At 69.6% G+C, this 13,958-nt stretch carries 12 protein-coding genes; 6 read left to right on the top strand and 6 right to left on the bottom strand.

The window, feature by feature from the left end; genetic code table 11:
* Window positions 1–2: 2 nt before the first annotated feature.
* Genes ACIHA7_RS04705 through ACIHA7_RS04690 form a run of 4 tightly spaced genes read right to left on the bottom strand, consistent with a single transcriptional unit; the run spans window position 3 to window position 4,587 of the window.
* Complete coding sequence (locus ACIHA7_RS04705) at window positions 3–1,508, bottom strand: carboxylesterase/lipase family protein (protein WP_397285543.1); 1,506 nt, start codon at window positions 1,506–1,508, stop codon at window positions 3–5.
* A 13-nt stretch (window positions 1,509–1,521) separates the two neighbouring features.
* Window positions 1,522–2,958 carry a dihydrolipoyl dehydrogenase family protein gene (locus ACIHA7_RS04700; protein ID WP_397285541.1) on the bottom strand — a complete coding sequence of 479 codons (1,437 nt, stop codon included), beginning with the start codon at window positions 2,956–2,958 and terminating at the stop codon, window positions 1,522–1,524.
* A gap of 2 nt (window positions 2,959–2,960) precedes the next feature.
* Window positions 2,961–3,206 (bottom strand): DUF2630 family protein, encoded by a 246-nt coding sequence (locus tag ACIHA7_RS04695; RefSeq protein ID WP_397285539.1) that lies wholly within the window; start codon window positions 3,204–3,206, stop codon window positions 2,961–2,963.
* A 10-nt stretch (window positions 3,207–3,216) separates the two neighbouring features.
* Window positions 3,217–4,587: a PLP-dependent aminotransferase family protein gene (locus tag ACIHA7_RS04690; protein WP_397285537.1), complete on the bottom strand. Its 1,371-nt coding sequence runs from the start codon at window positions 4,585–4,587 to the stop codon at window positions 3,217–3,219.
* 80 nt (window positions 4,588–4,667) lie between these two features.
* Here ACIHA7_RS04690 and ACIHA7_RS04685 point away from each other — a divergent pair, with 80 nt between their 5' ends.
* Entirely contained in the window at window positions 4,668–5,360 is a 693-nt protein-coding gene (locus ACIHA7_RS04685; protein WP_397285535.1) for a pyridoxamine 5'-phosphate oxidase family protein, read from the top strand.
* Window positions 5,361–5,507: 147 nt separating this feature from the next.
* Window positions 5,508–6,704: a PucR family transcriptional regulator gene (locus ACIHA7_RS04680; RefSeq protein WP_397285533.1), complete on the top strand. Its 1,197-nt coding sequence runs from the start codon at window positions 5,508–5,510 to the stop codon at window positions 6,702–6,704.
* A gap of 7 nt (window positions 6,705–6,711) precedes the next feature.
* On the opposite strand, the gene ACIHA7_RS04675 is transcribed toward ACIHA7_RS04680, so the two are convergent.
* Complete coding sequence (locus ACIHA7_RS04675; RefSeq protein WP_397285531.1) at window positions 6,712–7,947, bottom strand: hypothetical protein; 1,236 nt, start codon at window positions 7,945–7,947, stop codon at window positions 6,712–6,714.
* Between the two features lie 42 nt (window positions 7,948–7,989).
* A complete protein-coding gene (locus ACIHA7_RS04670; protein ID WP_397285529.1) occupies window positions 7,990–8,751 on the bottom strand; it encodes a crotonase/enoyl-CoA hydratase family protein in 762 nt (253 codons plus the stop codon).
* A 100-nt stretch (window positions 8,752–8,851) separates the two neighbouring features.
* On the opposite strand from ACIHA7_RS04670, the gene ACIHA7_RS04665 reads away from it, so the two are divergent.
* From ACIHA7_RS04665 to ACIHA7_RS04650, 4 genes are all read left to right on the top strand, one after another.
* Window positions 8,852–9,502, top strand: a complete 651-nt coding sequence (locus tag ACIHA7_RS04665; RefSeq protein WP_397285527.1) for a TetR/AcrR family transcriptional regulator — start codon at window positions 8,852–8,854, stop codon at window positions 9,500–9,502.
* Complete coding sequence (locus ACIHA7_RS04660) at window positions 9,489–11,108, top strand: acyl-CoA dehydrogenase family protein (protein ID WP_397285525.1); 1,620 nt, start codon at window positions 9,489–9,491, stop codon at window positions 11,106–11,108. The genes ACIHA7_RS04665 and ACIHA7_RS04660 overlap by 14 nt, the downstream gene beginning before the upstream one ends.
* A 437-nt stretch (window positions 11,109–11,545) precedes the next feature.
* Entirely contained in the window at window positions 11,546–13,162 is a 1,617-nt protein-coding gene (locus ACIHA7_RS04655; RefSeq protein ID WP_397285523.1) for a M4 family metallopeptidase, read from the top strand.
* Between the two features lie 113 nt (window positions 13,163–13,275).
* Entirely contained in the window at window positions 13,276–13,956 is a 681-nt protein-coding gene (locus tag ACIHA7_RS04650; protein ID WP_397285521.1) for a nucleoside/nucleotide kinase family protein, read from the top strand.
* The last annotated feature ends 2 nt before the right edge of the window (window positions 13,957–13,958 follow it).

Genomic DNA, 13,958 nt, shown 5'->3' with positions numbered 1-13,958 from the left:
ACTCAGGTCAGCGTCGGTACCCGGACGCCCGCCCAGGCAAGGCGTTTGGCCTTGTCCGGGTCGTGCTCCAGGCGGGTGGGCGCGTCGATGATCAAGGTGGTGCGGCGGGCTTCGGTGTAGGGCGGCCACGAGGGCAGCGGCGCGCCGGAGCGGGCGAAGGTGAGCCAGTTGTCCTGGAATTGGTCGGTGACCGACTGCAGGCCACGGCGCCCGCCCGCCGCGGTGATGGCGCGCCCGAAGGGGGTGTCGCCGCCGCCGAAGACCGGGATCAGGTCGGCGGCGTGGGTGGCGCCGAGGCCCGCGAGTTGCAGTGAGCGCGGGGCGAAGTCGTAACGGTAGGCGTAGGTGGGGGCGTGTCGGCTGTGCCCGGCCATCACCGTGACCGAGGGGCGCCAGAAGACGAAGTCGCCGCCGGCGCGCACGGCGGCCTTGGCGTTCGGATAACCGGGATAGACGGCGGCGATGCGGGATTCGGCGGCCTCGTCGCCCAGTGCGGCGCGCAGCCGGTCCGGTGTGGTCGGCAGGGAATCCGCGAACTTCGCGAACAGGGTGCCTTCGTCCCGGTTGGTGCCGATGATCAGCGGGACGCGATGGGCGTTGCCGTCGGTGATCGCATCGATGGGCGCCTGCGGGAGAAAGACCCCGTCGACGGTCGGCGCGACGGGGAACAGGCCGCGGCGTTCGCGCAGCACCCGGTTGCTTGTCCGGTCGACGGCGCGCCGAATGTCGTTGGCACTGGCGGTGCGTAGCGCCTCGGCGGCCCGGTCCGGTGTCGCCCCCAGCGCTTCGACGCAGCGGCGGGCGAAGCGGCGGGCGTCGTCGGCGGTCATCGCCCAGTCGGCCGGCGGGCTCTGCGAGATCGCCTGGTGGAACAGGCCTTTCGCGGCAGGCGCGGCGAGCAGGCTGAGCACGGCGTGTGCGCCGGCGGATTCGCCGAAGATGGTCACGTTGCCGGGATCGCCGCCGAACGCGGCGATATTGGTGCGCACCCACTCCAGCGCGGCGACCTGATCGCGCAAGCCGAGGTTCGACTCGAAAGAATGCTCCGACGTGGCGAATTCGCCGAAATCGACGTAACCGAACGCGCCGAGCCGGTAGTTCAGCGAGACGAGCACGGCGTCGCCACGCACCGCGAGCCGCCCGCCGGAGTACAGACCGAGTGCCGAGGTGCCGGTGAGATAGCCGCCGCCGTGGATGAACACCAGCACCGGCCGCGGTCGCTCCGACGGCGTCGCGGGCACGGTGACATTCAGTGTCAGCGAGTCCTCGTTGGTCGGCTGGTATCGGCGCGGTCCGATCCGCGCGCCGGCCCGATGCTGCATCGCGGCGAACCCGAACTCGGTGCACTCGCGCACCCCGGTCCACGGCGTGACCGGCTGCGGTGCCCGAAATCGCAAGTCGCCCACCGGCGGGGCCGCGTAGGGGAGGGACCGCCAGCGCAGGACGCGGCGGCCACGACGACCGCGCACGACTCCGTCGGCGGTCTGGATATCTGTCGATGCCACCATTTGCTAATGGTACTTACGGCCGTCGTGTCTCCAACAGGCGTAGCCAGAACTCGCTCACCGCGGGGAAGGCGGGCACCGCGTGCCACAGGGTGGCCAGCGGCACCTTGCCGACCACCGCGATGGTGGCCGCGTGCAGCTGTTCGCCCATCTCGGGGCCGACGAAGGTAGCGCCGAGCAAGGTGTCGGTGCCGGTGTCGATGACCAGCTTGGCGCGGCCGGCGAAGTCGTTGCGCGCCAACGCCGATCCGGCCACCGAGATGTCGAGCTCCAGCGTCTCCACCGCATGGCCGGCCTTGCGGGCGGCCGCCTCGGTCAGTCCGACGGACGCGACCTCGGGCGCGGTGTACACCACCTGGGGGACCTGCCCGTGGTCGGCGCTCGCGGTGCACCGGGCATCATCCAGCGGCCTGCCCTCGGCGCGGGCCGCGATCACATCGCCGCACACCCTGGCCTGGTATTTGCCCATATGGGTCAGGGCGGCACGGTGGTTCAGATCGCCGACGCAGTAGAGCCAGTCACCGTCCGCCTCGCTTGCGGTCAGGTGATCGTCGACCTGCACATAGCCGTCCTTCAGCCCGACGGAGTCCAGGCCGAGGCCCTCGGTCGCCGGTGTGCGCCCGGCGGCCACGATGATCTCGTCGGCCTCGAGTTCGGTGTCGCCCGCCGCGCTGTGCAGCCGCACGGTGACCGGGCCGCCGTGGATGCGACCTTCGCCGGTGTCCTTCGCATCGGGCCGGTGCACGCTCGCCGGTTCGGTCTCCAGCAGGATGCGCACGCCGCGCTCGCGCAACGCCGCGATCACGCGCTCGCCGGCGAACGGTTCGGCCGACGCGAGCACCGTTGTGCCGCGCACGACCATGCTGACCTGCGCGCCGAGCGCGGCCAGCCAGGTCGCCGCCTCGCAGGCGACCACGCCGCCACCGATGATCACCACACGGTCGGGGACCTCATGCAGGTTGGTGGCATCGCGGGAGATCCACGGCAGCGCGTCGCGCAGGCCGGGCACGTCCGGGATGCTGGCCCTGGTGCCGGTGGCCAACACCACCGCGTGCCTGGCGCGCAGCACCTGCCCGTCGACCTCGACCTGCCGCACCCCGGCCAGTCGACCGGTGCCGCGGATGACCTCGATGCGGTGGTCCCGGGCCCAGTCGACCTGCGAGGTGTCGTCGAGGCCGCTGACGAAGGAGTCGCGCCGCCGCAGCACCGCCTCGACGTCGAGGCCGGACGCGGTGATGCCGTCCATGGCCTGCGCGGCCGCGAGCTGATGGCCGGGCCGCAGCAGGGCCTTGCTCGGAATACAGGCCCAGTAGGAACATTCGCCACCGACGAGTTCGCGTTCCACGATCGCGGCGGTGCGCTCGCTCCCGGCGATGGCGTAGGCGGCGGCGTTCTCGCCGGCCGGGCCACCACCGATCACGATGACGTCGTATTCGGCAGGTGTGCTCGGCATTGTTACTGCAGGTAACCCTCGACCTGGGCGGCAGAACTCTGTTCGGCGCCGTCGGGCGACTCGCCCTGGTCGATCCGCGCCCTGCGGTGCCGCAGCAGGTCCCACGCCTGATCCAGCATCACCTCGAGCTCGGCGAGCTGCCTGCGTTCGGCCTTGGGGTCCAACTCGCCCTTGGCGGCCTGCGCGCGCAGTTCGTGCTCCTGGTCGACCAGTGCCTTGATGCGGGCCAACACGTCCTGTTCGGTCATGCCGACCATGCTACGGCTGTGCCAGACACGCGGCGGCGATCGGCACGGCCCTGGCCAGGTCGGACCGGGACAGCGCGGTGTAGCCGAGGGTGATGCCGAACTGGTGCCGCTGTGCGCTCAGGTGATAACGGGACAGTGGATCGAGCGCGACACCGCGCGCCAGGGCCGCGGCCACGGCCCGCTGCTCCGCCTCGGCCGAGGCCAGCGGCACCACCACGTGCGAGCCCGCGTCGTCGCCGAGCACGTCGAGGCCGTGGCGACGCAGCTCGGTGACCATCAGCGCCCGGCGTGGCGGCAGTGCGCGGCGTAGTCGGCGCAAATGCCGAGCCAGGTCGCCGTGGGCGGCGAGCGCGACGAACACCTGCTGGCCCACCGGGCTCGGGCTGGTTCCGGTGCGATGCCGATGCGCGACAACGGCCTCGGCGATCCGCGGCGCGGCGACCAGCCAGCCGACGCCGAGACTGGGCGAGAGGATCTTGCTCGTGGTGCCGAGGTGCACCACCACGTCCGGCGCCATCGCCGCCAGCAACGGCAAAGGGGCGGTGTCGTAGCGCAGTTCGCCGTCGTAGTCGTCCTCGATGATCAGCAGCCCGTCGCGGCGGGCGTGCTCGACCAGCTCGACCCGGCGCGCGGCGGGCAGCCGGGCGCCGAGCGGAAACTGATGTGCCGGCGTGCAATACACGGCCTTGATGTGCGGCGGCAGCAGGTCGACCCGCAGCCCGTGCGCGTCCACCGGCACGGGCAGGACGCGGACCCCGGCCGCCGCGAAAGCGCCTGCGGCCCGGCTGTATCCGGGGTCCTCCATCGCGATGGCGTCGCCGGGCGAGAGCAGCGCGGCAGCGAGTTCGCCTACCGCGGAACTGGTTCCGGCCGTCGCGAGCACCGCCGTGTCGCTGCCCGCGCCGAGACCGCGGTGGCGCAGCAGGTGTTCGACGATCGTCGCGCGGAAATCCGGCTCGCCCGCGCGGTCCTTGCGGACCAGCGGGGAAAGATCGGCGGCGGCCCGCCAGGCGCGCCGCCAGGCCGGGCGGTCGATGGCGTCGGAGCACGGCGCGCCGGGTTGTAGATCCAGCAGCGCCGGATCGTCCCCTGTGCCGTCGGCGGGGAGCGCGCGCCGGGGTGCGGCGGGCGGCGCGGTGGTCAAGTAGGTGCCCGAACCGCGCTTGCCGCTGATCCATCCCTCGGCGTGCAGCTGGTCGAAGGCGGCGGCCACCACGGTGCGGCTCACGCCGAGCCGTTCGGCGAGCGACCGGGACGACGGCAACCGGTCGCCGCCGCGCAGCAGGCCATTGCTCGCCGCAGCCCGCAATCCGTCGGCGACCTGCACCGACAGCGGTTCCGGCAGCGCGCGGTCGAGGGGAAGGGGAAGTTCGTCGAGCACCGCACGCCTCTCGATTGGACTGCGCGAATTTCGTTGAATTGGCACTTTGATAATGCCACTTACCGCCCGATGCTGGTCATATGACCCGATCAGTCGACTCCCGAACCCCGCTCTCGCCGACGCCGCGCAGCACGCTCACCCGCTCGAAGGAACGAGCGCGCAGCGAACGCGCGGACCTGGACGCGGTCCTCGACGCCGGGCTGGTCTGCCACCTCGGCGTGCTGCTCGGCGCCGCGCCGGTGGTGCTCCCCACCATCTACGGACGCGACGGTGACACGCTGTATCTGCACGGTTCGACGGGTGCGGGCAATCTACGCGCTGCCCTCGCCGGCGACATCTCGGTCGCGGTCACCCTGGTCGACGGGATCGTCTACGCCCGTTCGGCGATGCACTTCTCGATGAACTTCCGCTCCGCGGTGGTGCACGGCCGCGCGGTGGAGCTCACCGACCCCGCCGAGCGACTGCACGCGCTCCAGGTGATCACCGAACACGCCGCGCCGGGCGCCTGGTCACGGGTGCGCTCGCCGAGCAAGAAGGAGCTGGCCGCCACCATGGTGCTCGCGCTGGATCTCACCGAAGCCTCGGTGAAGATCCGGGCCGGTGGTCCGAGCGACGACCCGGCCGACATCGAGAACGGCGGTGTCTGGGCGGGGGTACTGCCGGTTCGCCAGGTGTGGGGCGAGCCGGTCGATTCGGCCGATCTCGAGCCGGGCCTCCCGGTACCCGCCGACGTCCTCGACCGCACCGCACCGAGCCTCGTGCCGGTGCAGTGAGTACGGCGTCTGTCACCGTTCGGACGCCACGGAAATCGGCCCGCACTTTGTGCACCGGACGGGATCCGGTCTCGGCCCCGTGACCTGAAGATATTGTCCGGGGCCGGCTATTGTGCGGACCGGTTTGTCTGTGCAAACAATGTCCGGATGACCGCTGCCCCCGATTCCGCTGCGCTGGACGACTTGTCCGGCCGAGTACGCGATGTGCTGCCCGACGTCGCCCGGGATGTGCTCGCCGGGGTGCTCGGCGAGGTGCCCTCGTATCGGGAGTTGTCCGCCGAGATGATCGGGCGGGACCTGCCGCTCGCGGCCGAGGCGAATCTGCGGCTGTTCCTCCGCTCGCTGGCCGAACGGCGGGCACCGCGCACGGACGAACTGTCGGAGCTGATCGCTGTTGCGGTGCGCCGCGCCAGGGACGGGATCCCGCTCGACACCGTGCTTTCGGTGTATCACCATGGCGCGGTTGCCGCGTGGAACTCGGTGGCGGCCACGGCGACGACGCCGCAGCAGCGCGAACAACTACTGGCCGCGGTGCCCTATGTGCTCGGCTACCTCGGCGCCGTGACACCCGGGGTAGCGGGCGCCTATCTGCGGGAGCGTCAGGATCTGCATTGGGAGCAGCGTGAGGCCAAACGTGCTGTGGCGCAGGCCTTGGTGCACGGCACCCCCGCCGATCTGCTGGCCGAGCGGTTCGGGATATCGCTGGACGGCGGGTTCCAGGTGCTCGTGTTTCGGGTGGCCGAACCGGCGACGGGCGGGAACCGGCCGGTGCTGCGCATGGTGCAGAGTGAGATCGACGCGGTGTCCGATCGCGCGCTGAGCACCGTCGAGCGCGGCGGCGGTGTGCTGCTCGTGCCTGCGGCAGCGGGTGAAACAGCCACCGCGCTCGACACTTTCGTCGCCCGTGTCGCACAGGGCATCGGTGCGCGGGCGGTCGGCGGTCTCGCGCTCGCCGCAGGCGTCGACGGGATACCCGCCGCCGTCGAGGAGGCAGGCGAGATAGCCAGACTCGCGTTCCGACTCGGCCGTCCCGCCGCCGTGTACCGGATGGCCGATCTGGCATTGCAGTATCAACTCGCCCGACCTGGCCCGGCGCGGACCTGGCTGCTCACCCTGCTCGATCCACTGCGTGACCAGCCGCACTTGCTGGACGCACTGCGGGCGCTGCTCGCCAACGACTACAACCGGCAGCAGGCCGCGGCCGCGCTTGTCGTGCACCGCAATACGCTCAACTACCGCCTCAACCGGATCGCTACGGTCACCGGCTACGACCCCAATCGCCCCGATCACGCCCAACTGTTCGCCGCCGCGCTCACCGCGTGCGACCTCGCCGCGACGGAGTGAGGGTCGCTCACCAGCCGCGGGCGGGCAGCCCGAACGAGGACAGGGTCTGCCGCGCCAGATCGGCCAGCGCGGTAGCGGATTCGATGCGCGCCGGGTCGAGGCCGACCAGCGAGAGGACGTAGTCGTCGGCGCTGCGGCAGAGGTAGCCGGACAGGCGGGTCCTCGGCCAGTGTGCGGCCGTCAGGCCGGGGTGGATGGCGCGGGCGGCGACGCCGAGGCACTGGTGTGGTCCCAGCATGCGCAGACTGGTGGGGAGCGTGCCGATGTTGGAACACAAGATGTCTCGCTCGCCGGCACCTTTGGACAACGCGTACGCCCATGGGTCGGGGATCACCTGCAGTAGCTCCTCCGGCATGCCGCCGGGGCTGGTCATGCGGCGCTCGTAGGCGGCGCGAGATTTTTCGCGAATCGATGCCGGGGTATCGGTGCGGTCGACGGTGATGTCGGTCATCGCGAGGTCGTTGTCGACGCGTGGTTCGTCGCGGGTATCGACCGGGAGGCTCGCGGCGATCGTCTCTCGCGCGAACCCACTGGCCCACAGCATGTTCGCGACCACCGCGATGAACAGACTGTTAGCGGTGCCGCCCCGCGCGGTGGCGGCCAGCTCCCAGTCCGATACGGCGCACTGGAATATCGCGCCGGGTGTACGCGTGCCGGGCGGAATGCTGGTCTCGCTGTCCGGCGCACGACGCGGGCGTTCCGGAATTCCCTTGCGCAACGCCCGCGCCGTGCCGCGCAGCACGATCGACCACTGTCGGCGGGCATCGACCCAGTCCGATTCGGCGGCTGCGTACACGGTCAAGGCTGTGCCACCGAGGGCGTCGTCCACCGCGTGGACGAGCGCTCGCCCGTCGGCGAGTGCATGCGAACAAGTCAGGGAGACAAGGGAACCGCCGTCGTCCAAGGCGGCGGCGGACAATCGCCAGCCGGGTCCGTACTCCGGATCGAGCTCGGCGCCCTGCGCATCGGCCCACTCCAGCAGAGCGCTCCCGGCCAACGGTCGTTCGGTGAGTAGCAACGGATGCGCGCGCGTATTCGGCTGCCAGCCGCGGCGGGCGCCGGGCACGCGCGGCCGCATCACCCGCCGCCCCAACGGACCGGTGCGCAGCGCCGCGTGCACATCGCGCAGCAACTGGGGATCGATGCGGTCGGCGGTGCGCCACAAGCCTTGCAGCGCGATGGGAGTGCCGAGGCCGCGATGGGTGCGAAGGAAGATCTCGTCGACGACGCTCAACCGGCCCATCGGGCGCACCGCAACACCTCGCTCTCGAGTCGTGCCGGAAACCTACGCCTTCGCGCCGTGGCGCCCCGCACCGGCGGCGAAGCGCTTGGCCCCTTCGAGCGCGCCGTTGGTCAACGCGGTCATGCCGTGCCGGAACTCGTTGCGCAGCGCGGTCTGCTCGTCCATGCCGTCCTGCTCGAGCAGCGACATCCGGTCCGAGCGCAGGCAGGCCTGCGGCAGCGCGGCGAGCTCGGCGGCGAGTTGCTCTGCGGCGCTGCGGGACTCGCCGGTCGGGACCACCCGGTTCGCCAGGCCGATTCGCAGCGCCTCCGCCGCGTCGACGGGGCGGCCGGTGAGCACCATGTCCATGGCGGGCCCGGTGCCGATGATCCGCGGCAGGCGCAGGGTGCCGCCGTCGATCAGCGGCACGCCCCAGCGACGGCAGAACACGCCGAAGATGCTGTCCTGCTCGGCAACTCGCAGATCACACCACAGTGCGAGCTCGAGCCCGCCAGCAACGGCGTAACCGGAGACGGCGGCGATCACCGGTTTGGACAGCCGCATCCTGGTGGGTCCCATCGGTCCGTCGCCGTCCTCGGTGACCACGTTGGACCGTTCGGTGCCGAGTCCCTTGAGGTCGGCGCCCGCGCAGAACGTGCCGCCGTCGCCCCAGAGCACCGCCACCGCGGCGTCGGGATCGGCGTCGAACTCGCGGAACGCGGCGGCCAGCGCCGCGGCGGTCGGCCCGTCGACCGCGTTGCGTGCTTCGGGACGGTGCAGGATCACGGTGGTCACCGGACCCTTGCGTTCGATTCGTACAGTCACGCCGCCACCTCGTTGCTTCGTCCGGTCTGCTCGATCACGTCGACCATACGCCGTAAAACCCCCCTTGTGGCAAGAAATGAATCCATGGTTCACTTCTTGTGTGGCCTACCGCAGAACCCCCGCCGTGCAGGCCCGCCTGGACGCGCAGGCGGGGCTGATCGTGCAGGCCGCGACCAAGGTGCTGGCCGAGGCCGGCTACGCCGGGATGTCCATGGCCGCGGTCGCCGCGGAGGCGGGCGTCGCCACCGGCACCGTCTACAAGAGCTTCGCGGGCAAGGCTGAACTGGTCACCGCCGTCTTCCGCAAGGTGGTGGCCGGTGAGTTGGCCGCCGTGGTCGCGGCCAGCGCCACCGGCACGGCCGTGGAGCGGGTGAGCGCGGCGGTGGAGACGTTTGCCGGACGTGCGCTGAAGAATCCGAAGCTCGCCTACGTGCTGCTCGTCGAGCCCGTCGATACCGTGGTCGACACCGAGCGGCTGCACTTCCGCCGCGCCTTCGCCGAGGCCTTCGAATCGGCTGTCGCGCAAGGTGTCTCGCACGGTGAACTGCCCGCGCAGGATGCCAGGACCAGTGCGGCGGCGCTGGTCGGCGCCATCGGCGAGGTGCTGGTCGGCCCGCTCGCCGCCGCGCCACACGGGGAATCCGTTGTCCCCGAACTCATTACCTTCGCACTGCGCGCACTGGGAGTGCGCGCGACGCCGAGCGGTTCGCTCGCTCGGCAGGAATCAGGAGTGTCCGATGCAGACGCATGAAGTCTTCAACCAGGTGCCCGACATCGCGCCCTTCGATGTCTCACGGAATCCGGCGCTGCTCGAGGGCCTGCACCGCGAGGGCGCGGGCTGGGCCGAGGCCGAGGTACGCGAACTCGGCATGCTCGCGGGCGGCGTCGAGGCGCAGGAGTGGGGGCGACTGGCCAACGAGTACCCGCCGGTGCTGCACACGCACGACCGCTACGGCCACCGGGTCGACGAGGTGGAGTTCCACCCGCACTGGCACGACCTGATGAATGTCGCTGTGTCGCACGGCCTGCACGGCGCGCCGTGGCTGGATGAACGGCCCGGTGCGCACGTCGCTCGGGCGGCGAAGTTCTACACCTGGGGCGCCGCCGAAGCCGGGCACATGTGCCCGATCTCGATGACCTATGCCGTGGTGCCCGCGCTGCGACACAACAAGGAACTGTCGGCGAAATACGAACCGCTGCTCGGCTCCCGGGTCTACGACTTCGGCCTGCGGGAGCCGTCGGCCAAAGCCGGTCTCATCGCGGGCATGTCGATGACCGAGAAGCAGGGCGGCTCGGACGTGCGCGCCAACACCACCACGGCGACACCGCAACCCGACGGCTCCTATCGGATCGTCGGGCACAAGTGGTTCACCTCGGCCCCGATGTCGGACATGTTCCTCACGCTGGCCAAGGCGCCCGGTGGGCTGTCCTGTTTCCTGCTGACCAGGGTGCTGCCGGACGGCACGCGCAATCCCATTCGCATTCAACGGCTCAAGGACAAGCTCGGCAACAAGTCCAACGCGTCCTCGGAGATCGAGTACGAGAACGCCACCGGCTGGCTGGTCGGCGCGGAGGGCGCCGGGGTCAAGACCATCATCGAGATGGTGAACATGACCAGGCTGGACTGTGTGATCGGTTCGGCGACCGGCATGCGGACCGGGGCGGTATTCGCCGCGCACCACGCGAGGCATCGAGAAGCGTTCGGCGCCAAGCTGATCGATCAGCCCGCGATGCGGAATGTGCTGGCGGACTTGGTGATCGAGTCCGACGCGGCGACCACGGTGATGATGCGCCTCGCCGGCGCCACCGACCGGGCGACCAGCGACCCGGCCGAGGCCGCGCTGCGCCGGATCGCGTTGGCGGTCACCAAGTATTGGGTGTGCAAGCGGGCGCCCGCGCACGCCGCCGAGGCGCTGGAGTGCTTCGGCGGCAACGGCTATGCCGAGGAGTCCGGGATGCCGCGGCTCTACCGTGAGGCGCCGCTGATGTCCATCTGGGAAGGCTCCGGCAATGTCGCGGCACTGGATGCGTTGCGCGCCATGGGTCGTCAGCCGGAGACCGTCGAGGCATACTTCGCCGAGGTCTCGCTGGCGCGCGGTGCGAACCCGCGGCTCGACGATGCCATCAGCCGGGTCGGCAAGGAACTCGCCGATCTCAGCGACATCGAATATCGCGCCCGCCGCGTGGTCGAGCTGATGGCCCTCGTCTTGCAAGGCGCGCAGTTGGTGCGGCACGGACACCCGGCCGTCGCGGATGCCTTCTGTGCCAGTCGGCTCGGCGGCGATTGGGGCATTGCCTTCGGTACGCTGCCGACCGGTGTGGACACCGGGGCCATTCTGGAGCGCGCGTTGGTCTGAGCCGGTCCGGGCACCTCGGAACATCCGAAGAGATTGGGCAACAGCATTTCTGGCGCAACCAGGCGGGATGTTGTTGATCTTTAATCGGGGTACAGATTCGTACCGGGACTAGGGGGTGCGGTGAAACCTGTTCTCGCTGAGTGCTTTAGGTTTCGGCCTCGTATCTCGGGTTATCGGCTCGGGCAATTACCTGTCCCGGTATGGCGCCGCGGAATGGTGTTACACCGTCCAATATCAATAGCCGTCAAAGATATTCGCGCTTAACAATTGGCGGTCCTCGCTCGCCGATAGCCCGAAGATTCCCAGCCCAGCTATCCTTTTCCCCAGTCTCGTCTCCAGTCGAGTTGACCGCCGGTATGTGGTTCTACTTGGTCATGAAACCCACACATATACGGGCGGGACGAAATTCCGCCCTCGCGTTAATTGCTGTTGCGGCAATGATGTTCGCGCCCGGCCCGGCCGGTGGCGCGCCGCCGGTGAGTCCATCCGCGCCGGCGGGTTCCGATCTGTCCGCGGTCCCGAAAGAAGTAACGACCGATTCTGAAGGCGCCGTCCAGCAGGTGGTGCCCAAGGATCTCGTTCCGGCACCGTCGGGCACGCCCGCCGAAGCGCCCGCCGCCGCGCAGGCGCACGCGCCCGGTGTGCACAAGGCGCTCAGCGGAAATGGCGATACCGCTGGCGACCTGGTGGTCGAGTCCGTGTTCCAGGTTGGTGAGGGGTCCACGGTCCGGCTGCGTCAGGAGATCGACAAGGTACCGGTGTTCGGCGCATCGGCGGCGCAGTCGCTGACCGCCGACGGTGCCCTCATCTCGGTGACCGGCGCGCTGGCGAAGAAGTCGAAGGGCAAGTTCAGCACGACGACCCCGACCGCGCAGATCCAGGCCACCGCGCTGAAGAAGGTTGCCGAGCAGAGCAAGACGGCGCCGGACAAGCTGGCTGTGGACGACACGAAGGCCTTCTGGTACGACGCCAAGCTGGCCGCCAAGGGCGAGGCGCAGGGCACCGCGGTCCCGGCGTTCAAGGTCGAGATCAACGGCGCCAGCGACGACAAGAAGGGCGAGCCCGCCAAGTGGATCGTCTTCGTCGACGCCAACAGCACCAACAAGGTGCTCGACAGCTGGAGTGAGACCAAGCACCTCAACCGGGTGGTGTGCGACAACGCGAACCGGCGCATCGACCCCAACCGGGCAGGCTGCGGCACCGGAACGCTGCGTTCCACCAGGTCCGAGGGCCAGGCACCGGTCGGCATCAAGGATGTCGACGACATCTACACCTACCTGGGCAACACCGAGGCCTTCTACGCCAAGTACACCAAACTGGCGAACCTGACCAACCTGATCGGCTCCGACACCGGGGACGGCAAGGGTAAGGCGCTGCGCGCCACGGTCCGGCTCTGCACCACCACCGCGTGCCCGTACCAGAACGCCTTCTGGTCCGGCAGCTACATGGCCTACGGCTCGGGTCTCACCACCGAGGACATCACCGGCCATGAACTCACCCACGGCGTGACACAGCACACCAACGGTCTCGTCTACCGCAACGAGCCCGGTGCGATCAACGAGTCCATGTCCGACATCTTCGGCGAGCTCACCTTCCTGGTGAACACCAGCAACCCGTGCAACACCGCCGCCAACCGGTGGAAGCTCGGTGCCTGCAGCTCGATCGGCGTGATCCGCGACATGAAGAACCCGAACGCCTACCAGGATCCCGACACCTACCGTGGTCGCTACTGGTACACCGGCACCGGTGACAGTGGCGGTGTGCACATCAACAGCGGCGTCGGCAACAAGACCGCTCAGCTGATGGTCGACGGCGGCAGCCTCAACAGCGTCAACGTCACCGCGATCGGCCTGGAGAAGACCGCAGCGCTGTACTGGACCACCCAGACACTGCTCACGTCGAGCTCCAACTACGCGGCACTGTCCACCGCGCTGAAGAACGCGTGCAACACCAACGTTCGCAACGGAACTGCCGGCACCACGGCTGCTGATTGTGTCCAGGTGGCAAACGCCACCAAGGCCACCAAGCTGCCGCAGCAGCAGGCGCGTACCTAGGAACAACTCTCGGTAGAAAACCGACATCTCACCGGGCCCGGCAAGGGCTCGGTGAGATGTCTTTTTGTTTTGCCCGTGCCGGGCGGCGGATTTCCCTCGGTAGGGTGACTGTGATGGACAGGGCGTATGCCGAAACATCGTTGAGCGCGCTCGTACAGCGGGTGCGCGAGCACGCGGGCGGGCGCGGCGGCCGGTATCTGCTCGGCATCGTCGGGCCGCCGGGAGCGGGCAAGTCCACCCTTTCCGTCCGGCTGCGCAAGGCGTTGAACGCCGAGTCGCCGGTGGCGGAGATCGCGCCGATGGACGGCTACCACCTGACCGACGAGGTATTGCGGGCCGCGGGAAACCTTGCGCGGAAAGGTGAACCGGACACTTTCGATACCGCGGCATTCGTGGCGAATCTGCGCAGGCTCCGCGATGCGCCGCTCGGTGAGCCGGTGCCGTGGCCGGTCTTCGATCGCACGGTGGGCGATCCGATCCCGGCGGGCATCGTTTTCCAGCGGCAGACGATCGTGCTCACCGAGGGGAATTACCTGTTGCTCGACGATGTCGGGGACCGGGAATGGTCGGCGGTGCGCAAGCTGCTCGACGAATGCTGGTACCTCGACGCACCGCGGCCCCTACTGGAGCAGCGGTTGCTGCGCCGCCATATTCGCGGCGGCCGCACCGCCGCGGCCGCCGAAACCAAGGTGCACGACAGCGACCTGCGCAACGCCGACCTGATCGACACCACCAAGTTCCGCGCCGACCTGGTGCTGCGCCAACGCGGCGGACGGTACGAGGTCTGGCGCTGAGC

The sequence above is a fragment of the Nocardia sp. NPDC052316 genome, from assembly GCF_044547795.1.
Lineage (GTDB): Bacteria > Actinomycetota > Actinomycetes > Mycobacteriales > Mycobacteriaceae > Nocardia.
This window is presented reverse-complemented; position numbering and strand designations above follow the sequence as displayed.